The organism is Mycobacterium sp. IS-3022, from assembly GCF_001500065.1.
Lineage (GTDB): Bacteria > Actinomycetota > Actinomycetes > Mycobacteriales > Mycobacteriaceae > Mycobacterium.
This window is the reverse complement of the sequence record NZ_LQIN01000050.1, coordinates 19,721-41,326: the sequence shown is the minus strand read 5'-3', so window position 1 is coordinate 41,326 and position 21,606 is coordinate 19,721. Positions and strand designations below refer to the sequence as shown.

Annotated in this window: 19 protein-coding genes and 1 tRNA gene; 12 read left to right on the top strand and 8 right to left on the bottom strand. The window is 65.3% G+C overall.

Annotated features, from left to right (window positions below):
* From AU188_RS22870 to AU188_RS22855, 4 genes are read left to right on the top strand one after another with little or no spacing between them, the layout of a single operon-like run.
* A complete protein-coding gene (locus AU188_RS22870) occupies positions 1-1,155 on the top strand; it encodes an acyl-CoA dehydrogenase family protein (protein WP_059165770.1) in 1,155 nt (384 codons plus the stop codon).
* A gap of 16 nt (positions 1,156-1,171) precedes the next feature.
* Positions 1,172-2,275, top strand: coding sequence for an acyl-CoA dehydrogenase family protein (locus tag AU188_RS22865; protein ID WP_059165769.1), 1,104 nt, complete (start codon positions 1,172-1,174; stop codon positions 2,273-2,275).
* Positions 2,272-3,492 (top strand): CaiB/BaiF CoA transferase family protein, encoded by a 1,221-nt coding sequence (locus tag AU188_RS22860; RefSeq protein ID WP_059165768.1) that lies wholly within the window; start codon positions 2,272-2,274, stop codon positions 3,490-3,492. Before AU188_RS22865 ends, AU188_RS22860 begins: the two co-directional genes overlap by 4 nt.
* A 9-nt stretch (positions 3,493-3,501) precedes the next feature.
* Positions 3,502-4,338, top strand: coding sequence for an enoyl-CoA hydratase/isomerase family protein (locus AU188_RS22855; protein ID WP_059165767.1), 837 nt, complete (start codon positions 3,502-3,504; stop codon positions 4,336-4,338).
* On the opposite strand, the gene AU188_RS22850 is transcribed toward AU188_RS22855, so the two are convergent.
* The 4 genes from AU188_RS22850 to AU188_RS22835 form a co-directional block, all read right to left on the bottom strand.
* Positions 4,339-6,000, bottom strand: a complete 1,662-nt coding sequence (locus AU188_RS22850; protein ID WP_059165766.1) for an FAD-binding protein — start codon at positions 5,998-6,000, stop codon at positions 4,339-4,341. It lies immediately after the preceding gene.
* Positions 5,994-7,346: an aromatic ring-hydroxylating oxygenase subunit alpha gene (locus AU188_RS22845; protein WP_059165765.1), complete on the bottom strand. Its 1,353-nt coding sequence runs from the start codon at positions 7,344-7,346 to the stop codon at positions 5,994-5,996. The genes AU188_RS22850 and AU188_RS22845 overlap by 7 nt, the downstream gene beginning before the upstream one ends.
* A gap of 372 nt (positions 7,347-7,718) precedes the next feature.
* Positions 7,719-8,924: a cytochrome P450 gene (locus AU188_RS22840; protein WP_059165764.1), complete on the bottom strand. Its 1,206-nt coding sequence runs from the start codon at positions 8,922-8,924 to the stop codon at positions 7,719-7,721.
* A gap of 8 nt (positions 8,925-8,932) precedes the next feature.
* A complete protein-coding gene (locus AU188_RS22835) occupies positions 8,933-9,769 on the bottom strand; it encodes a mycofactocin-coupled SDR family oxidoreductase (RefSeq protein WP_059165763.1) in 837 nt (278 codons plus the stop codon).
* A gap of 53 nt (positions 9,770-9,822) precedes the next feature.
* On the opposite strand from AU188_RS22835, the gene AU188_RS22830 reads away from it, so the two are divergent.
* From AU188_RS22830 to AU188_RS22805, 6 genes are all read left to right on the top strand, one after another.
* Positions 9,823-10,419: a TetR/AcrR family transcriptional regulator gene (locus AU188_RS22830; RefSeq protein ID WP_082686756.1), complete on the top strand. Its 597-nt coding sequence runs from the start codon at positions 9,823-9,825 to the stop codon at positions 10,417-10,419.
* A gap of 160 nt (positions 10,420-10,579) precedes the next feature.
* Positions 10,580-11,008, top strand: coding sequence for an MmpS family transport accessory protein (locus AU188_RS22825; RefSeq protein WP_059165762.1), 429 nt, complete (start codon positions 10,580-10,582; stop codon positions 11,006-11,008).
* Positions 11,005-13,911, top strand: coding sequence for an MMPL/RND family transporter (locus tag AU188_RS22820; protein ID WP_059165761.1), 2,907 nt, complete (start codon positions 11,005-11,007; stop codon positions 13,909-13,911). Before AU188_RS22825 ends, AU188_RS22820 begins: the two co-directional genes overlap by 4 nt.
* Complete coding sequence (locus AU188_RS22815; protein ID WP_059165760.1) at positions 13,908-14,255, top strand: DUF732 domain-containing protein; 348 nt, start codon at positions 13,908-13,910, stop codon at positions 14,253-14,255. Before AU188_RS22820 ends, AU188_RS22815 begins: the two co-directional genes overlap by 4 nt.
* 44 nt (positions 14,256-14,299) lie before the next feature.
* Positions 14,300-14,692, top strand: coding sequence for a DUF5078 domain-containing protein (locus tag AU188_RS22810; protein ID WP_082686764.1), 393 nt, complete (start codon positions 14,300-14,302; stop codon positions 14,690-14,692).
* Positions 14,693-14,793: 101 nt separating this feature from the next.
* The gene (locus AU188_RS22805) at positions 14,794-17,661 is read left to right on the top strand and encodes an MMPL/RND family transporter (RefSeq protein WP_059165759.1); all 2,868 of its coding nucleotides are present in this window, start codon (positions 14,794-14,796) and stop codon (positions 17,659-17,661) included.
* Here the strand turns inward: AU188_RS22805 and AU188_RS22800 are convergent.
* Positions 17,549-18,907 carry an acyltransferase family protein gene (locus AU188_RS22800; RefSeq protein WP_059165758.1) on the bottom strand — a complete coding sequence of 453 codons (1,359 nt, stop codon included), beginning with the start codon at positions 18,905-18,907 and terminating at the stop codon, positions 17,549-17,551. The genes AU188_RS22805 and AU188_RS22800 overlap by 113 nt on opposite strands.
* A gap of 64 nt (positions 18,908-18,971) precedes the next feature.
* A complete protein-coding gene (locus AU188_RS25125) occupies positions 18,972-19,307 on the bottom strand; it encodes a hypothetical protein (protein WP_082686755.1) in 336 nt (111 codons plus the stop codon).
* A 200-nt stretch (positions 19,308-19,507) separates the two neighbouring features.
* On the opposite strand from AU188_RS25125, the gene AU188_RS22795 reads away from it, so the two are divergent.
* Positions 19,508-19,807, top strand: coding sequence for a hypothetical protein (locus AU188_RS22795; RefSeq protein ID WP_059165757.1), 300 nt, complete (start codon positions 19,508-19,510; stop codon positions 19,805-19,807).
* Between the two features lie 298 nt (positions 19,808-20,105).
* Positions 20,106-20,789, top strand: coding sequence for a sensor domain-containing protein (locus AU188_RS22790; protein ID WP_059165756.1), 684 nt, complete (start codon positions 20,106-20,108; stop codon positions 20,787-20,789).
* 118 nt (positions 20,790-20,907) lie between these two features.
* On the opposite strand, the gene AU188_RS22785 is transcribed toward AU188_RS22790, so the two are convergent.
* Both AU188_RS22785 and AU188_RS22780 read right to left on the bottom strand, forming a co-directional pair.
* Entirely contained in the window at positions 20,908-21,228 is a 321-nt protein-coding gene (locus AU188_RS22785) for a hypothetical protein (protein WP_156426796.1), read from the bottom strand.
* Between the two features lie 260 nt (positions 21,229-21,488).
* Positions 21,489-21,562 (bottom strand) — tRNA-Pro (locus AU188_RS22780).
* Positions 21,563-21,606: the final 44 nt, after the last annotated feature.

Here is a 21,606-nt window from a genome sequence, read left to right as displayed (position 1 = left end):
GTGGACTTCTCCTACCCTCCCGACGTGGAGCAGTTCCGCAAGGAATTGCGGACGTGGCTGGCCGCGAACCTCACCGACGAGGTGGTGGCCGCCCACCGTCGACGCGCCCGCGACGGCTCGGCATTCGACGTCCTGCGCGGGTGGGACGCGACCGTCGCGGATGCGGGTTGGGGGGCGGTGTCGTGGCCGGTCGAGTACGGCGGGCGCGGCGCCACGGTGCTCGAGCAGTTGGTCTACGCGGAGGAGACGGTCCGTGCGCGAGCACCGGTGCCGCTCAACGTGATCGGAATGAACAACATCGCGCCGGCGATCATGCAGTACGGCAGCGAAAGGCAGAAGCGCGATCTGCTCCCCCGCATGGTCCGCGCCGACGACATCTGGTGTCAGGGCATGTCGGAGCCGGAGGCCGGATCGGACCTCGCCTCACTGCGCACCCGCGCGGTGCGCGAGGGCGAGCACTTCGTGGTCAACGGCCAGAAGATCTGGACGTCATTGGGCCACCGCGCCGACTGGTGTCAGTTGTATGTCCGCACCGATCCCGACGCGCCCAAGCACAGGGGCATCTCGTGCCTGATCGTCGACATGACACTCGCGGGGATCGAGGCACGCCCGCTCGTCACCCTCAACGGGGCATCCGACTTCGCCGAAGTGTTCTTCCACGATGTCCGCGTACCCGCTGAGGCCCTTCTCGGCGCCCTGAACGGCGGGTGGGCGGTGGCGACCACCACACTGAGCCACGAACGGGCCGGCGCGGCCCGCCTGTATGCCCAACTCCAGATGCAGCTCCGGGACCTCGTGACCGACCTGGCCGGCGAGACGTCCGACGGTCGTCCCGTGCTCGACGATCCATGGGTATTGCGACGCCTCGGTGAGCTGTCGGTGCGCATCGACTACCTCGAGATACTCTGCAAGCGCGTGATTTCGGCCTCGCTGCACGGCGGTGAGGGGCTGAGTACTGCCAGCCTCGCCAAGAGTGTGTGGGCCGAAGCCGGTCAGGAACTGGCCGAGCTGGCGTTCGAGCTGCTCGGATCGCGGTGCGCCGACGATCGGTGGACCGATCAGCGGTTGGCGTCGCGCTCGCTGACGATCGCGGGCGGAACCACGCAGATCAACAAGGGCATCATCGCCACGCGCGTGTTGGGGTTGCCCCGGTGATGAACGGAGCACCCGGATGAACCTGGAACTCACCGACGAGCAGCTCAGCCTTCAGGACACCGTGCGCCGATACCTGACTGAGAAGGCCGCCATCGCAACGCATGTGCGGCCGATGCTCGACGACCCGACCGGGACGACGGATGCGGTGTGGACAGGACTGGTCGACCTCGGTGTCACTGGTCTGCTCGTGCCGCAGGAGCACGGCGGCGCGGGCGCGACGCTGGTCGAGGCGGGCCTCGTCGCGGAGCAGCTCGGGGCGGCGGTGAACCCGGGACCGTGGCTGTCGTCGGCGGTCGCGGCGCCGCGCGCCTTGCTCCGCGTCGGCGCCGACCCCGCCGACCTGCTGCAGGCCGTGGCCAACGGTTCGATCGCGACGGTCGCAGCCCTACGAGGTCCGCGCCCGCACGCGATCAACGGGACGACGTTGCGCGGCGTAGCGGAGGCGGTGCCCGACGCCGCCGCGGCCGACCGGCTGCTCGTGGTGGCCGAAGAAGACCACGGCGCAGCGCTTTTCGTGGCCGACGCAACCGCCGACACCGTGGTACGCACGCCTCGTGGCCACGTCGACCCAACGCGGAAGCTGTTCGACGTCACCTTCGACGAGACCCCCGCCCAGCGGCTGGCCGACGCACCTCACGACGCGGTTCTCGCCGTGCTCGACGACGTCCTGATCGCCTCCGCCGCCGACGCGGTCGGCGCCGCGTGCGCCATCTCCAACATGGCCGTCGACTACGCGAAGGTGCGCACGCAATTCGACAAACCGATCGGCAGCTTCCAGGCGGTCCAGCACCTGTGCGCCGACATGTACGAGACCGTGGAACTCGCGCGCAGCGGGGTCCTGCACGCGCTGTGGGCCGCCGACGCTGCGGGGGCCGCCGAACGGCATCTGGCCGCCATTCGCGCAAAAGGCTTTGCGGCGCGATTGGTCACCGTCGGCGACACCGCGGTCCAAGTGTTCGGCGGCATCGGGTTCACCTGGGAACACGACGCGCATCTGTACCTGAAACGGTTGCTGAGCTTCGCCGCCATGGCCGGCGGCGCCGGCCGCTACCTCGAGGAGGTGGGCCGTCGACTGATCTCGTCGGTCACCGGCCGCCGCGGAACAGGAGACGCGCTATGACCGAAGTACTCGACGGCGTTCGCGTGGTCGAACTGGCGTCCTGGACGTATGTGCCGTCGGCCGGTGCCGCGCTTGCCGATTGGGGCGCCGACGTCATCAAGGTCGAAGACGTCAAGGCCGGCGATCCGGGCCGGGCCCTGGTGATCGGCGGGTTCACCAGGGACGCCGCCCGTGCCAAGGTCGACTTCATCCTCGAGATCGGCAACCGCGGCAAGCGCAGCATCGCCCTCGACCTCAAGTCCGACACCGGACGCGAGTATTTCGGCCGGCTGCTCGCGACGGCCGATGTGTTCCTGACGAACTGGCTGCCCGGCCCACTGGAACGGGCGCGGCTGACCGTCGAGGACATCCGGTCGTTCAACCCGAACATCATCATCGCCCGCGGCACGGGTACGGGAGTCCGTGGTCCCGACCGCAACAAGGGCGGCTTCGACGCCGCGACCTACCTGTCGCGGGGTGGCGTGTCGTACACGATGACGCCGTTCGGCACCGAGACGCCCGCGGTGCAGGGGCCCGGCTTCGGCGACCTGCAGGGCGGCATCACGCTGGCCGGCGGCGTCTGCGCCGCGCTGTTTCACCGCGAACGCACGGGCGAGCCGTCGATCGTCGACTCTTCGCTTCTGGCGCAGGCGATGTGGACGATCGCGCCGTCGATCTCGGTGGCCGACCTGTTCGGCATCGACGGCATCCCCGGTGCGCCACCGGGATTGGCAATCAACCCGTTGGTCAACCGCTACAAGACCCGGGACGAGCGGTGGATCCAACTGGTCTTCCTCCAACCGGACCGCTACTGGGCCGGCTTCTGCGGCCGAATAGGGCTGCCCGAACTGGCGACCGATGAGCGATTCGTGCCCTCGAGCAACCTGATCGCCAACGCGGAACTGGCGTGCAAGCTTGTCGGTGACCGCATCGCCGCCGAAGACCTCGGACACTGGAAGGAGGCGCTCGCCGACGAGCCCGGCGTCTGGGCGGCGCTCGCGACGCCGAAGGAAACGCTCAACGACCCGCAGGTCCGGCCCAACGGATACGTCGTCACCAATGTCGACGACCACGGCAACGACTATCAGATCGTCGCCGCGCCAGTGCAATTCAACGAGACACCGCCCGCGTCCGCGCGGGCCCCCGAGCACGGCCAGCACACCGAGGAGATCCTGCTGGAGCTCGATCTCGACTGGGAAGACATCACGGCGGCCAAGGACAGTGGCGCGATTCTCTAGGAGACGACGATGGAACAGCGCACGCTCGCATCGGTGATCTACGAGCGCGAACCGCCGATCGCGCGCATCATCCTGAACCGGCCCGATAAAGCCAACACCAAGGACGCCAGCCTGGTTCAGGAGGTCGACCAGTGCCTGCGGGAGGCCGATCGGGACAGGGACATCAAAGTCGTCATCCTCAAAGCCAACGGCAAGGGTTTCTGCGGCGGACACGTCGCGCGGTGGGGCCCCGACGAAAACCCTTACCCCGACTTCGGCGAGACGTTCGAAGATCTCTACAAGGGCACCGCGGACCTGTTCCTGTGGCCGACGCTGTACCTGTGGGAGTTCCCGAAGCCCACGATCTCGCAGATTCACGGCTACTGCATGGGCGGCGGCATCTATCTCGGCTTGCTGACCGACTTCTGTGTCGCCTCCGACGATGCGTACTTCCAGATGCCGTTGGCGCAGAGCCTGGGCGAACCGGGCGGGCACACCATGATCGAACCGTGGCTGCTGATGAACTGGCACCGCACGATGGACTGGCTGCTGCTGGCGCCGACGCTGTCGGCCCAGGAGGCGCTCGAGTGGGGACTCCTCAACAAGGTGGTACCGCGCGACGACCTCGAAAACGCCGTCGAGGAAATGGCTCGCAGGATCGGGCGAATTCCGCTCACCACGCTGATGGCGGTGAAGAACAATGTCAAGCGTGCCTACGAGCTGATGGGTATGCGGGTGCACCTTCAGGTGAGCCACATCTTGACGAACATGGTCGGCGCCGCCAGCGATGTCCAGGAACGCCGTGCTCAGCTGATCGAGTCCGGCCGCACCCCAAGGGCTTTCACCCAGAACTCCGACAAAGATTGATCAGCCCGCGGCGTGCTTGGCGGCGACGTAGCCGAACACCATCGAGTTCGCAATGCTGGCGCCCGCGCCGGGATACGTGCGGCCCATCACCGTGGCGGTCGTGTTGCCGGTGGCGTACAACCCCTCGATGATGCGGTCGTGCTCATCGAGAACCTGGGCATACTCGTTGGTGATCACGCCGCCACACGTGCCGACGTCGGCCGGAAAGACCCGGGTGGCGTAGTACGGGGCGCGGTGAAGGGGGCCAAGCGCGGCGTTGGGCCGAAAGCCGGGATCGCCGAGGCAGTCGTTGTAGGCCGACTGGCCGCGGCCGAAGTCCGGGTCGAGGCCCTTAACGGCGAACCGGTTGAACCGGGCGATCGTGGCCTCCAGTTCTCCAGGGGCAACGCCGATTTCGCGGGCCAGCCCACTGATTGTGTCGGCCCGCTTGATGACGCCCTGCTGCATCAACGCCGCGGGCAGGGTGCGCTTTCGGAACGGGTTGGCGCCCGAGACGTATCTACTGACGTAACCTTCGTCGAAGACCTGCCAACAAGGCACCGCCTTGTTCGCATACATCGCCTTGCCGACCTCCACGTAGGAATTCGACTCGTTGCAGAACCGCCTTCCGGTCGAATCGACGTAGATGGCACCGGGCCGCTGCCTGGCGACACCGAGCGATGCGGCGGCGGGGTCGGCGATGAACACCATCGGCAGCCACCAGGCCTCGTCGAGCAGGTCGGTTTTCGCGCTCAGGCGCATCGCGGCCTGCAACACCTCGCCGGTATCGCCGGCATTGGCGATGGACCACGAACCGTCGTTGGGCTGGTTGCCGCTGTAGCGGCGGCGCATGTCGGCGTTGTGGCCGAATCCGCCCGCCGCCAACAACACTCCCCTGCGCGCCTCGACGTTCACGGTCACCCCGTCGCGGGTCACGCGGGCGCCGACGACGCGGCCGTCCTCGACGACGAGGTCATCCATCGCGGTGTTGAGCCACAGCGCAGGGTCACCGTCGCCGAGACGGATCATGATCTCGAGCATCTGGCCGATCAACGACGACCCGTTGGTGAGGATGTCGCGTCGCCGCAACCGGGCGGCCATCGTCCGGGCGAACACCCGCGCGGCCGTGGCGAACGCCCGCGGCGAGCGGTTGAAGTACTGCACCGCCCGCAGTTCGTTGGTCTTGACCACGAACCCGTAGTTCCGCGCGAGCGGCGGCTGCACCTTGTCGTGCCACTCCCCGAGGGTGGCGGCGTTGAACGGCGCACCTTCCACTGCGCGTCCAGCTGCGTTGCCGCCCTTGTGATTCGGGTAGTAGTCGCTCCAGCCTGCGCACCGCACGAGTCGTACGCCCTTGCGGACCAGGAAGCCGATCATCTCGTAGCCGGCGGTCAGGAACATCTCGCGGCGTTCGGGGGACGAGGGCTGCCCGATGTCGCCGACGACGTCGGCCAGATACGCCAGGCCGTCCTCGTGTGAGTCGAGGGTGCCGTCGGCGCGCATCAACGGGTTGTTCGGCAGCCACACGATGCCGCCCGACAGGCCCGTCGAGCCGCCGACAAGGCCCTGCTTCTCGACGACCAGTGGCTCGATGCCCGCGTCGAGCGCGGTCAGCGCCGCCACCATTCCGCCACCGCCGCTGCCCACGATGAGCAGGTCGACGGACTTGTCCCACCTCACCATGCCGGAACGCGATCGCTGAGCCCGAGATCGGCGACCGGCACGTCGATCGTGGTGTTGGTCTTCTGAATTGCTGGCACCAGCCGGTCGGTGGGCAGGCCGGCGAGGAACCCGTCGATGACGCGCTCGAAGTTGGAGATCAGCCCCTCGATCCGGTCCGACAGGCGCATGTACTCGAAGCCACTGGCGTGCAACCCTTTTTGTTGACGCGGCAAGTTCGAGAAGTCCTGTCCGGGAATGGTCGGCCAGCTGGGGTCGTCAGGCGGCAACGGCTCGGGCGGCGCCGGCCTGCCCGGCGACCGGTCGTTCGGATACCGGGTGAGCGACCAGATCTCGAACAGCGTCTCCTCCGGCCCCAGGGGGCGGATCCGGTACGACGACGCGCTGCTGTACTGCGGCAGTAGGAAGTAGTGGGGGAAACAGAACCCGATCGGGTCGATGACACCGCGCCGGTCGAGATCGTTGAGGTCCGGGAAGTCGCAACCGCGTGCCCGGTGCCAGCGGGTGACGCCGTCGTTGACCGCGCTGCGCCACGCGGCCAGCGCCTCAGCCGGATCGGCGGGCAGCGGAATGTCCTGCAATCCCTCGGCGACGCGTAGGTCGTTCTCGTGCGTCATGCCGCCCATACCGGAGCCCAGTGCGCGCATGAAATACAGGCTCGCCTGCACGACCGGATGGACCGACTCGGAGTCGGGGTGAAACGACGACGGCAGCAGTTGCGGATGGGTCTGCGGAACGTGGTAGCCCTCCATGAACGCCGCGGTTGCCAGCTTCCAATTCACCGGCAGCAGGCACGACTTCCACCACTCGGTATGCAGCGCAGCGACGTTCCACTCGTCGTGCCGTGACGCGAAGGGCTCGATGCAGTCCCGCAGCGGCGGGGCGTTGTCGTCGAGGTTGATCCATGCACACCCGCCCCACGACTCGCACCGGACCGGAACGAGTGCGAGATCGCCTGCGCACAGGTTGTTTTCGCTGAACTCCTCGGAGCGAAGAACGAAGGTGCTGGCGCCGTCGAGGCTCCAGCACCAGCCGTGGAAGGGACAGACGAAGGTGCGCCGCGAACCGTGGCCCTCGACGAGTTTCATGCCGCGATGACGGCAGGAGTTGTGGTACGCGCGGACGGTACCGGCGTCGACCCTGACCACGATGACCGACTGGTCGAGAATTTCGTACTCGACGAAGTCCCCCGGCGTGGGAATTTCCTCCAACCGGCATGCCATCTGCCACACACGGGGCCAGAACATCTCGGCCTCGAGTGCGTAGAACTGCGGATCGTAGTACCGCTGCTTGGGAATCCGGTCGACAGTCTGTACCGCCCAGGGCACCGGGAGCGGCGTCCAGTCCACAGGCCCCGATCGAGGCGTCACCGATCTAAAATAGCAAAAATAGCAAGTAAGCCAAGCGCTCCGCCCGGCCAGTTCGGACCGGCCGCTAGTACTGGCCGAGCGGGCGGCAGACGTTCGTGATCGGATTCCAGTATTCTCCGGGTGGGCATGCCAGCGGTGCCGTCGCCACCGGTCCTCGACACGTATTCGCGACGGGATCCCACCACCCGTTCGGGCAGTTGAGTGGTTGCGCCGAAGCCGACGCCGGCATCACGAGCGACAAAGCCGCGAAAGGGGCAGCAACGGCTGTCATGACCATCGAACGCCGGGTGATCGTGTTCATGCGTCGAGCTTGCCCCGAACCGCGTCGTTCCAAACCGCCGGGACCGACCTTCACGGCAGCACCACCTCCAGTCGCTCCCAGCCGCGAACCGTGGACGTCGGCGCGAGTTCGGCCGTGCCGTGGTCGATGTCCCACTCGGGCCAGCGGTTGAGCAACTCATCGAGTGCGACGCGTCCCTCCAGGCGGGCGAGGTTGGCACCCAGGCAGTAGTGCACGCCCTTGCCGAAGGTGATGTGGCTGATGTTGTCGCGGTGGATGTCGAAGACGTCCGGGCGGTCGTAGCGGCGTGGATCACGGTTGGCCGACCCGAACATGAGAAGTATCGCGCTGCCCGCAGGCACGACGCGTCCGTGAGCCTCGAAATCCCTTGTCACCAAACGTGCGACATTGTGACCGGTCGGCTCGAACCGCAGTGTTTCGTCGACCACGCGTGGGAGCAGTGACCGGTCCTGCACCACTTCCCGACGCTGATCGGGATGCTCGGCGAGTACCTTCGCGAGCCAGCCGATGAGCCGCCCGGTGGTCTCGTTGCCCGCGCCCGCGACCACCTGGGTGTAGTGCAGGACCTCCCTGCGGGTGAGCTTGCGCGTCACACCGTTCTCATCGGTGAACTCGACGTTGAGAAGCGCGGTCATCAAATCGTCGGAGGGGTTCTTGGCCCGCCAGTCGACGTAGTCGGCGTAGATGCTGCCGTCGGCGATCTTGTCGGCCCGCACCACCTTCATGGGCGAACCGGGCTTGGTGCGCAGGCTGGCGTCGTTGGCATCGCGTACCGACACCTGCTCCGACTCGGGAATGCCGAGCAGCATCCCGATGACACGCATGGGCATCATCGACGCCAGCTCGGCGATGATGTCGAAGCGGTCGGCACCCACCAGCGGGTTCAGGCAGTTGACGCAGTATCGCCGGATCTGGTCCTCGATTTCGGCCATCCGCCGCGGGGTGAACACCCGCGACATGAGGCCGCGCAGCATCGTGTGGACCGGCGGATCCTCCATCATCATCACGCCTTTGGGCATGTCGAACTCCGACTGGATGAGTTCGAGGATGTCGCCCCGGCTGTTGGAGAAGGTCTGCCAGTCGAGCAACGCCCGCTCGACGTCCGCGTGCCGTGACAGCGCCCAGAAGTCGTATTGCTCGTTGTAATAGAGCGGCGCTTCCTCCCGCAGTCGCGCGTACGTGGGATACGGGTCGGCCACGATGTCCACCCGGTACGGGTCGTAATAGACCGCAGGGTCGGTGCTGATGACTGTCATGGTCTTCTCTATTTCAGACAGCTGCCTGCGTCAACGGGCAGCGGAACGCCTGTGATGTAACGGGATTCGTCCGAGGCGAGGAACAGCACCGCGTTGCTGATGTCCTCCGCCTCGACCCACGGGATCGGCAGCATGTGGAATGTCTGACAGATCGGGGCGAGGTCGTCGGGGCCGGGCTTGTCCAAGTCGGGGCGAAACATCCGATACGTCTGCTCGTTCATCAGCAGCGGCGTGTTGACGTGGGTGGGATGAACCGAGTTGACCCGGATCGAGTGCTGGCCGAGCTCGACGGCGAACGTCCGCATCAAGCCGACAACACCGTGTTTGGCCGCGGTGTAGTGCCCGGTGTGGGGATAGGCCTTCAGACCGGCAACCGAGCTCGTCAACACGATCGATCCGCCGCGCCCGCCGGCCAGCAGGTGCGGGACGCCGGCCTTCACCGACTTCCACACCCCGGCGAGGTTCACGTCGATCATCTCCCGCCAGGTGTCTTCGGCGAGCTTGTGCAGTTTCGTGCCGACGGTTCCGATACCGGCGTTGGCGACGACGATGTCGAGACGGCCCAGTTGCTCGACGCCGTCGTCGACGGCCGCCTTGAGCGCGTCGTAGTCACAGACGTCGACCTGCGCAGTGACGATCCGCCGGTCGAGGTTCTTGACCATGTCGGCGGTCTCGGCGAGGTCTGCCGGAGTGGACCCTTCCGCGGGTGAATCCTCGAACGCCCGGCACACGTCGACCGCGATGATGTCGGCTCCCTCCTGCGCCAACCGCACCGCGTGGCTGCGGCCCTGTCCCCGTGCCGCACCGGTGACGAACGCAACCTTGCCCGCTACCCGACCAGCCATCGCCGCCGCTCCCCTCGCTTGTTGGGCGATCGCCCAACACTTAGGCTGGCGCCATGTCTAGCAGCCAGGTCGGCGACCGGTCAAGGGGTGGCCGCGAGTCGGCGACTCGATCGGCACTGATCGAGGCGACCGCCCAGGTGATGCTCGACGAGGGTTACGCCGCGGCCACCTCGCGGCGGGTGGCGGCCAAGGCCGGCGTGAAGCCGGCCCTGGTGCACTACTACTTCCCGAGCATGGACGACCTGTTCCTGGCGGTGCTGCGGGAAGGCGCTGAGGCCAACCTGGCGCGGCAGCGCGAGGCGGTGGCGGCCGAGGAACCCCTTCACGCACTGTGGCGGCTCAACAGCACTCATGGCGCAAGGTTGTTCATGGAGTTCATGGCCCTGGCCAACCATCGCAAGGCCATTCGCAGCGAGATCGCCGCATACGCTGAGCGTTTCGGCGTTGTCGAAGAGAACGTCGTGGCGACGGCGATGAAGGCGCACGGCGCGGACGTGGAGGCGTTCCCGCCGATAGTCATGTCTATGATCGTCACGAGCCTCGCCCGCATCGTGCTGCTCGAACGGGGGCTCGGCATAACCCGGGGTCATGCCGAGGCCGAAGCATTCATCGAGCGCTACCTGGATCGCTTCGAGACCCAGTCATTGTGACCTGGACCACACCGTCGACGCGGTGGTGACCAGCAGCACGATGACTTGAGTTAACCTGGGGCTCAGTGAGAACTTATACGGGCTAAGTTACGCACAGCGCATGCACAGCGATGAATACGACTTGAGGGCGGATATGGGTTGCACCGGGCGGGAACGGTAGATGTTCCGACTTGCGAAAAAGGTCTGGCTCCCGATCGTCATCATCGTCGTGGTGACCATCGCCGGGTTCACCGTCAGCCGCATCCGCACCTTCTTCGGCGCCGAGGGCATCCTCGTCACCCCCAGGGTGTTCGCCGACGATCCCGAGCCGTTCGACCCGAAAGTCATCAAGTACGAGATATTCGGCAATGGGTCGTATGCGGACATCAACTATCTGGACCTCGACGCCAGACCGCAACGGATCGACGGCGCGTCGCTGCCGTGGTCGCTGACGTTGCAGACCACTGCGCCGTCGGCGGCTCCCAACATCGTCGCCCAAGGCGACGGCACCAGCATCACCTGCCGGATCACCGTCGATGACGAAGTCAAGGACGAAAGATCCTCCACCGGCGTGAGCGCCCAAACCTTCTGCTTTGTGAAGTCCGCATGAGCACCCCGACGAACGAGATCCCCACGGACGCCTTCCCGCCCGTCCGGCACGCCAAGCGGCCCTTCATCCCGCGCACCATCCGGCTGTTCGCGCTGCCGATCATCATCGGCTGGGTTGTGCTGATCGCGTTGCTCAATGTGACTGTGCCCCAGTTGGAAACGGTCGGTCAGATGCGCGCGGTCTCGATGAGCCCCGACTCGGCGCCGTCGATGATCGCGATGAAGCGCGTCGGCAAGGTCTTCGAAGAGTACGACTCCGACAGTTCGGCGATGATCGTGCTCGAGGGCGAGCAGCCCCTCGGCGAGGACAGCCGCGCCTTCTACGACCGGATGATCGACAAGCTCGAGGCCGACACGAAGCACGTCCAGAGCGTCCAGGACTTCTGGAGTGATCCGCTGACCGCCTCCGGTGCGCAGAGCAGCGACGGCAAGGCCGCCTACGTCCAGGTCTACCTGTCGGGTAACCAGGGTGAGGCGCTGGCCAACGAGTCGGTCGAAGCGGTGCAGGACATGGTCGCAGAGATGCAGCCACCACCGGGCGTGAAGGCCTACGTGACCGGTCCGGCGGCACTCGCGGCCGACCAGCACATCGCCGGCGACCGCAGCCTCCGGGTCATCGAAGCGCTCACGTTCACCGTGATCATCGTGATGCTGCTGCTGGTCTACCGGTCGATCATCACGGTGGTGCTGACGCTCGTGATGGTCGTGCTGCAGTTGTCCGCGGCCCGCGGAATGGTGGCGTTCCTCGGGTACCACGAGATCATCGGGCTCTCGACGTTCGCGAGCAACCTCCTCGTCACCTTGGCGATCGCCGCGGGAACCGACTACGCGATCTTCCTGACGGGCCGCTATCAGGAGGCCCGCGGCGCCGGGGAGGACCGCGAGTCCTCCTACTACACGATGTTCCACGGGACCGCGCATGTGGTGCTCGGCTCCGGTCTGACGATCGCCGGCGCGTTGTTCTGCCTGAGCTTCACCCGGCTGCCCTACTTCCAGACCATGGGTGTGCCGCTCGCCGTCGGCATGGTCACCTCGGTTCTGGCCGCGCTGACGCTCGGGCCGGCGATCATCAGCATCGCAAGCAGATTCGGCAAGGTGCTCGAGCCGAAGCGAGCGATGCGCGTGCGGGGCTGGCGCAAGGTCGGAGCGGCGGTCGTGCGCTGGCCCGGACCGATCCTGGTCGCGACGATCGCGCTGTCTCTGGTGGGTCTGCTCGCGCTGCCCGGCTATCGCACCAACTACAACGACCGGAACTACCTGCCCGCCGACCTGCCGGCCAACCAGGGTTACGCGGCCGCGGACCGGCACTTCTCGCCGGCCCGGATGAACCCGGAACTGCTGATGGTCGAAAGCGACCATGATCTGCGCAATTCCGCGGACTTCCTGGTGATCGACAAGATCGCCAAGCAGGTGTTCCGGGTACCGGGAATCTCCCGGGTGCAGGCCATCACCCGGCCCGACGGCAAACCGATCGAGCACACCTCGATTCCGTTCCAGATCAGCATGCAGGGCACCACCCAGCAGATGAACCAGAAGTACCTGCAGGACCGGATGGCCGACATGCTCGTGCAGGCCGAGGAGATGTCCAAAACCATCAAGAACATGGAGCGGATGTCGGCGCTCACCGAGGAGATGGCGGCCACCACGCACAGCATGGTCACCAAGATGAAGGACATGACCGTCGACGTCGCCGAATTGCGGGACAGCATCGCCAATTTCGACGATTTCTTCCGGCCGATCCGCAACTACTTCTACTGGGAACCGCACTGCTTCAACATCCCGATCTGCTGGGCGTTCCGCTCGGTCTTCGACACCCTCGACGGCATCAACACGATGACCGACGACATTCAGAACCTCCTGCCCGACATGGAGCGGCTGGACAAGTTGATGCCGCAGATGGTCACGTTGATGCCGCCGATGATCGACACCATGAAAACGATGCGAACCATGATGTTGACCATGTACTCCTCGCAGAAGGGGCTACAGGATCAGATGGCCGCGATGCAGGAGAACTCGACGGCCATGGGCGACGCGTTCGACGCATCGATGAACGACGACTCCTTCTATCTGCCGCCGGAAGTCTTCGACAACGAAGAGTTCAAGAAGGGTATGGAGAACTTCATCTCACCGGACGGCAAGTCGGTGCGCTTCATCATCGCCCACGACGGCGATCCGATGACCCCCGAAGGCATTGCGCGCATCGACGCGATCAAACAGGCTGCCAAGGAAGCCATCAAGGGCACGCCGCTGGAGGGCTCCAAGATCTACCTCGCCGGCACCGCCTCGGTCTACAAGGACATGTCCGACGGCAACAACTACGACCTCATGATCGCGGCGATCCTGGCGCTGGCGTTGATCTTCACGATCATGCTCATCCTTACCCGGGCCGTGGTCGCTGCCGCGGTGATCGTCGGCACCGTGGTGATCTCGCTGGCAGCCTCGTTCGGCTTGTCGATCCTGATCTGGCAGCACATCCTCGGTATCGAGCTGCACTGGATGGTGATGGCGATGGCGGTCATCATCCTGTTGGCCGTCGGCGCCGACTACAACCTGCTACTGGTGTCGCGGCTCAAAGAGGAACTGCACGCGGGCATCAAGACCGGGATCATCCGCGCGATGGGCGGCAGCGGTTCCGTCGTCACATCGGCCGGCCTGGTATTCGCGTTCACCATGATGTCGATGGCGGTCAGCGAACTCACAGTCATCGGACAAGTCGGAACCACCATCGGACTGGGCCTGTTGTTCGATACTCTTGTCATCCGGGCATTCATGACGCCGTCCATCGCGGCGCTCATGGGTAAGTGGTTCTGGTGGCCACAGCGGGTACGGGAACGACCGGTACCCGTACCGTGGCCCAGACCCAGAGAATTGACGCCGTCCGGTCCAGAAGGAGCCCAGTCATGAAGAGACTGATCGTCGCAGTTGCCACCGCCGCCGCGGCGTTGACGTTGGCGGTGCCCGCACAGGCGCAGGACATCGACACCGACTTCACCAACGAGCTGCACACCTACGGCATCTACGGCCAGAAGGACTACAACGCCTGGATCGGCAAGATCACCTGTAAGCGGCAGCGCAAGGGCGTCGACAGGGACGCCTTCGCGTCGGCAAACTTCGTCCGCGACCAACTGCCGCGGAGTCAGAACAGCACGGAGCAGACCTGGAAATTCCTGGCGGGGGCGCTGCGCTTCTATTGCCCCGACCTGCTGCCGATCCTGGACCAAGCACGCGATCAAGGAGTTTTGCAGTGATTCGTAAAGCGACCATCGCGTTGGCCACTTTTGGCTGCGCGGCGATGATCTTCCCGGGTGCGGCGGCCGCGGACGCCACCGACGACTACCCGATCCCGAACCGGATGCTCAGGACCACCTGCACGGTCGACCAATACATGGCCGCCGTTCGGGACAAGGACCCGTTCTATTACGAGCGGTACATGATCGATTACAAGAACAGGCCGCTCGATGTCCAAAAGGGCGCGCGCGACCGGATCTACTGGTTCTTCTCGTTGGACTACGCGGGCCGTCGTCAGTACTCGGAAAACACCGCGACGAACGTTTTCTACGAGCAGATGGCGACCCGGTGGGGTAACTGGGCCAAGCTGTTCTTCAACAACAAGGGTGTCGTCGCGCATGCGACCGAGGTCTGCATGAACTACCCACCGAGCCAGCCCGAAGTCTGGAACTGGTAGCCGCGTTCAAACGCCGACTCAGGCCAGCCCGCCGCACAGCGGGCTCTGTCCGCCTGAATTCCTGACAACCATGGGAGGAGCTCCGCCGAGGTGAATTCCTGGTGAGCACTCCGACCACGGAATTGAGTGAACAGCGCGGGCATTCCCGACGGTCCCCGCTGGCCAAGTGGATCCGGCGGTTGGCCATTCCGATCATCGTCGGCTGGGTCGCGCTGATCGCGGTGCTGAACGTGACCGTGCCGCAACTCGAAGTCGTCGGCCAGATGCGCTCGGTCTCCATGAGCCCGTCGGATGCGCCGTCGGTGATCGCGATGAAGCGCGTCGGCGAGGTGTTCGAGGAGTTCAAGTCCGACAGCGCGGCGATGATCGTCCTCGAGGGCCAAAAGCCGCTGGGCGACGACGCGCGCCGGTACTACAACGAGCTCATCGACAGGCTCGAGGCCGACGACGCGCACGTCGAGCACATCCAGGATTTCTGGGGCGACCCGCTGACCGAAGCCGCGGCGGTGTCCGCCGACGGCAAGGCGGTCTACGTCCAGGCGTATCTGGCCGGCAACATGGGCGAGGCGCTGGCCAACGAGTCGGTGGAGGCCGTCCAGAAGATCGTCGACGGCCTTCCGCCGCCGCCCGGTGTGAAGGTTTACGTGACCGGCGGGTCGGCTCTGCTGGCCGACCAGCAGATCGCCAGCGACCGCAGCGTACGGATCATCGAGTTCGTCACGTTCGCCGTCATCATCACGATGCTGTTGCTGGTCTACCGGTCGATCGCCACGATGCTCATCACGCTGGTGATGGTCTTTCTGGCGCTGGCGGCCACGCGCGGCGTGGTGGCGTTCCTGGGCTATCACGAGTTGATCGGCCTGTCGACGTTCGCGACCAACCTTCTCGTCACGCTTGCGATAGCCGCGTCGACCGACTACGCGATCTTCCTCATCGGGCGTTATCAGGAGGCGCGCACGATAGGCGAAGACCGGGAGCAGGCCTTCCACACTATGTTCCGCGGCACCGCTCACGTGGTGCTGGGCTCGGGCATGACGATCGCCGGCGCTACGTTCTGTCTCTCGTTCACCCGACTGCCCTACTTCCAGTCTCTGGGTATTCCGCTGGCGGTCGGGATGACGATCGCGGTGTTGGTCGCGTTGACGTTGGGTCCGGCGATCATCACCGTCGCGAGCCGGTTCGGGTTGGTGGAGCCCAAGCGCGCCATGCGCATTCGCGGCTGGCGGAAGATCGGTGCCGCCATCGTCCGCTGGCCGGGACCGGTCCTGCTGGCGACGGTCGCGCTGTCCCTCGTCGGACTGCTGGCGCTGCCCGGCTACCAGCCGAATTACAACGACCGCCTGTATCTACCCGCGGACCTCCCGGCGAACCAGGGCTTCGCCGCGGCCGAACGACATTTCTCTCCCGCCACCATGAACCCCGAATTGCTGCTCATCGAAACCGATCACGACCTTCGCAACTCGGCGGACTTCCTGGTGGTCGACAAGATCGCGAAGGCGATTTTCCGGGTGCCGGGCATTTCTCGGGTCCAGGCGATCACCCGCCCCAACGGCAAACCCATTGAGTTCAGCACGATCCCGGCGCAACTGAGCCTCGGCGGTGTCAACCAGGACCTGAACCGCAAGTACTCGCAGGACCGGATGGCCGACATGCTGGTGCAGGCCGACGAGATGCAGACCAACATCGACACGATGACCAGGATGATGGCGTTGATGGGCGAGATGAACGCCACGACGCACAGCATGGTCGAGAAGACCCGAACCATGACCGCCCATGTCGTCGAGTTACGTGACTACATCGCCGATCTCGACGACTTCTTGCGCCCGATCCGCAATTACTTCTATTGGGAACCGCACTGCTTCAACATCCCGGTCTGCTCCTCGATGCGGTCGATCTTCGACACGATCGACGGCATGAACCTGATGACCGACAACATCCAGGCACTGCTGCCGGACTTGGAGCGACTCGATGCGCTGATGCCGCAACTGCTGGCGCTGATGCCCGAGCAGATCGAGTCGATGAAGACGATGCGCACCATGATGTTGACCATGCACTCGAGCCAGTCCGGGATGCAGGACCAGCAGGCTGCGTTGGGCGAGAACCAGGCCGAGATGGGCGACGCGTTCAACGAGGCGTGGAATGACGACACGTTCTATCTGCCGCCGGAGATCTTCGACAACGAAGAGTTCAAGAAGGGGATGGAGAACTTCATCTCGCCCGACGGCCACGCGGTGCGGATGATCATCCAGCACGAGGGCGACCCGCTCAGCGCCGACGGCATCAAACGCATCGACGCGATCAAACTCGCCGCCAAGGAGGCCATCAAAGGCACGCCCTGGGAAGGGTCGACGATCTACCTCGGCGGAACCGCTGCCTCGTTCAAGGACATGGAGGAAGGCAACAGCTACGACCTGATGATCGCGGCGATCCTCGCGCTCGCGCTGATCTTCACGATCATGTTGATCATCACGCGCAGCCTCGTCGCGGCCGCGGTCATCGTCGGCACCGTGGTGTTGTCCCTCGGCGCGTCCTTCGGCCTGTCGATCCTGGTGTGGCAGCACATCCTCGGCATCGAACTGCAGTTCATGGTCATGGCCATGGCCGTGATCATCCTGTTGGCGGTCGGCGCGGACTACAACCTGCTGTTGGTCGCGCGGTTGAAAGAAGAGCTGCCGGCCGGCATCAACACAGCGATCATCCGCGCGATGGGCGGTAGCGGATCAGTGGTGACAGCGGCGGGCCTGGTCTTCGCGTTCACGATGATCTCGATGTCGGTCAGTGCGCTCACCGTCGTGGCGCAGGTCGGCACGACCATCGGCATGGGCCTGCTGTTCGACACCCTGGTGATCCGCGCGTTCATGACACCATCGATCGCTGCGCTGCTCGGCCGCTGGTTCTGGTGGCCGCAGCGGGTCCGGCCCCGACCCAAGCCTGTGCCGTGGCCCTCGCCATCGCAGCTGACGCGGTAAAGCAGCCCAGCATCGTCCACCCCATCCCGGGGGTCAGGCCGTTCTTGGCCAGCAGCACCAGCGCGACGCCCGCCACCATGATCAGCACACCGGCGACGGTCGAGCGCGTACCGGTCGCCCCAACGGGCGCGTCCCACCATGGAAGCCGGCGATGCTCGAGCGGCGAGAGCAGCCGGAACATCGCGAACATGACGACGGCGAACACGACCGCCCGCAGTGCGAGCCGAGGCCAAAAGCCGGATGCCTCAACGTCATACGCGTCGAGGCCCGCCAGATGCAGCGAGAACGCGGCGATGGCGATCGCCACGATGTGCCAGAGGTACAGCGTCATCGCTCCCCCGTTTCCGATCGCGACGACGTACCAGACCCGCGGCCGCTCCGCCCACCGCCGGATCGCCCCCGCGCAGGCGATGAAAACGCCAGACATCCAGGTGCAGTGCAACGCGAGCAGCAGCGTGGGCGGCGACACGTTTGACAGGTGCTCGGCGCCGGTGACGACCAGCGAGATCTCGTAGGGTCCGACGATCGCCAGCACCGTCTGGGCGGTGAGCGCGACGGCCGAGACCACGAGCGCCGTGCGCGGGCCGATCAACCGGCGCGCGTAACCGACACCGAAGACGACCGGGATCAGCCAGACGATGACGAAGTTCGCCACACCCGCCATCGGGGTTCCAACGGAGATGCGGATCGCGTCCACCGCTGCGGCGGCGGCGACCAGGCAGCCGACGACCACCGCGACGGACCGGCCGGTCGACAGGCGGGTCAGAGCCGGGACGAACCCGAGCACGACGAGGTAGACCCCGAGAAACCACAGCAGTGCGACGGATTCGCGGCCGAGATCCGCGGCGGACTCGGCACCGAGCGTCAACCGCACCGCGAGCAGTCCGACCGACCAGGCCGCGAGGTACCAGAAGACCGGTCGGCAGAGCCGCTGCGCGCGGGCGAACAACCAGGTGCCCCACGATTTGCCCGCGTGCCACCCGTACGCGCCCGCGGCACCGCCGGCCAGGAAGAACAGGGGCATGACCTGCAACACCCACGTGACCGGGGCGAGTGCGGGAATTTCACCGAGGATGTTGCCGATTCTGACGCCCCCGCCGTCGATGGTTGCCAGCAACAGCGCGCAATGACCGAATATGACGACGACGAGTGCGGCCAGGCGGGCGACGTCGACGGCGCGGTCGCGGTCCGGCGGCGTTTCGGCGGCGAGTCTGTCGGCTGCGGACACGGGCGTGGTGAGCGGCATGCAATCAGGATGCCCGGAGGTGCCGCCGGCGGGCTTGAGTAGTACTACGCGTCGGGTCCGACGCCTACCGTCCGCAACCTCTGGTGTCGAGTAGTGAGCACGGCAGAATGGGACCTCGATTGTCGGGCGGCGGGTTCGGCCCATCCCAGATCGTCAACGAGACGTTTCCCTGTCCCCAGTTGACGGTGTAGTAGCTGTGGCACACGTTCCAGTCCCAGTTCGGTGGGCCGGGGGAAACGAACGGGCCGCCGGGTCCTCCCCGAGGGTCGTCCCCCGGGCACCAGGTGTAGGGGCCCGAGGGCGGCGCCGCCTCGGCGGTACCGATCCCGAGCCCGATGCCGGCCGCCCCCAAGGCACCGAACAACAGCGCTGTTGCTGCAGATCGCGCGGCTCGATCCATGGTGAATACCTCTCGTCCGGGTGGTGGACGTCGCTGATGAGATCAGTGAACGCCGTGAGCGTGCCTACCGGTCCCAACATTGACGCGCTGCCGGAAAGTGATCGATTCCCTTGCGCTACAGCAGTTGGCTCACAATCCGGGGAGAACGAAGTAGCGTAGGCGACAGGTGTAGGAACAAGCATCACTCGGAGGGGCAGCCAATGGCAGATCGGGAGGGCGGCCAGTGGAACGTCGCTGCGAAGGGGAACGAGGTTTATCTCGAGCGCGCTTCGAAAGATGGCGAGCGGTTGTTCGATGATTCGCTGGCCCCGCACGAAGCGCGCGAACTTGCCCGGCTGCTGACGAAATTCGCGGACAGGCTCGACGAGTCCGGCGGTCGGGGCGAGTCCGGTGATCGCGACGAATCGAGCGACGAGTCCGATGACTCCCGCGGCGGCGATGATTCCGATGACTCCGACGACTCCAAAGAGTCCGATGACAGCGGCCGATCGTCGGATTGAATTCCGTCTGCCACATCGCCGTGATCAACGCAGCCGACGGCTCCGCATCTGACCTGAAACTTGTTGATATGAAATGCTTCTCGGACACCTACGAATGAGTGCAACCCTGCCGCCGACACGATCAGCAGCGATCGACGCACCGATCGTTATCGAACGTCGCACCCATCGTTATGAGAAACACCGCGAATTTCGCGCAGTCGTGAACGGCCTTGTTGCACGATTGGTCCCGAGGCACTGCGACGCAGGGGACGTCGTCACGCGTTGAACAGTTGGACACGGCCGCCATGGGGAGGAACACATGCGCCAACCAACGACCGCTCTCAGTGTTGCGATCTGCATCCTGGTCGCCGGATGCGCAAACAGCGTCGGCAATGCCCAGTCGCCGACGACCACCCGTTCGTTGATACCGCGTCCCATTGTCGAGCGTGAATTGGTCGAGCTGCTGCTCACCCCGGAGCAGGTGAACGCCGCGATGGGTGCGACGGAGATGACGGTGACCAGTACCCAGACCGCCATGTCCGACAACAGCGCCACCATGGCCCCTCCGGAGTGCCTGGCCATCGACGGCGCGGCTGAGGCCCCGGTCTACGCCAACAGCGGCTTCAGCGCCGAACGCGATCAGAGTTTCAACGACGGTAATGACTTCGCGCATTACCTCAAGCAGGCTGTCGTGCTGTATCCGCTGGTGGACAAAGCCCGCGCTTTCTTCGATGCGTCCGCCCAGAAGTGGCCGGCCTGCCGCGAGTACAGCCATCTTCAGAGCGGGACACAATGGTCCGTCGGGCCGATCACCAACGCCGATGACGTGCTCAGCACCATCGCAACTCTGCAGAACGCCGCTGCCCCTGGGTGGGGCTGCGGACACGCGCTGGCGCTCAGGAACAACGTCATCATCGACGTCAACACGTGCAGCGCTAACCCCGCTGATTCGGCGGTCAGGATTGCCAAGCAGATCGGCGAGAACGTAACGAAGCGGTGGTGAGAACGCCCGACGATGTCGACGAGCGTTTTGACGTCGCAGTCGGCGACCCGTGTACCGGAAACGGCCAGGTTGCCTTCGTAGGCGATATTGACGGAAAGACCCGCCAGGGCATCGCCCGTCAGACGATTCCGGACTCATGGAGGGTCGCGACGAGGTCGAGGATGTGCAGGAGCCCGAGGATCACAAGCACCGCGCCGGTTGCGATGAGCCACGTTCCGCCGGACGGTGGGGCCGGTGAGCGATGTTCATGTGACGTCAGCCCGTCCGGATGCAGCAGGCGACGGTCATCATCACGGTTCCAGCGAGTTCGCGCGAGGCGGCGGCTGACACCGACGACGCACAACGCCACGCCCGCGGCGGTAAACAGGGCTGCGCGGACGTTCACCTCGACGACCGCGCCATGGCGAATCGGGTCACCACTCGTCGTCGTTGTCCTCAAGCGGCGGACGCGGCTTGCGCATTACCCACACCGCCCAGATCGCCCCTCCGATCAGCGCTACGACCATCGCCAAGAAACGCCAGCTGCCCTGCCATGTAGGCCATATGAGTCCCTCTGGGGCACTTGCGCAAGATCGCCGAAGCCGGACCGCACTGAGCCCCATGCATATTCGTCAATCACCGGACCTACAGGGCCTGCCTAGATTTATGCGGACCAAATGGTGCTTGACGAGAAACGCCTGTGACCAGGCGGTTTACTAGTCGGGCTGACAGGATTTGAACCTGCGACCCCTACACCCCCAGTGTAGTGCGCTACCAAACTGCGCCACAGCCCGCGATGCCGTCGTTGTCGGCGGCAGCGGTCGAAATGCTACCTCAG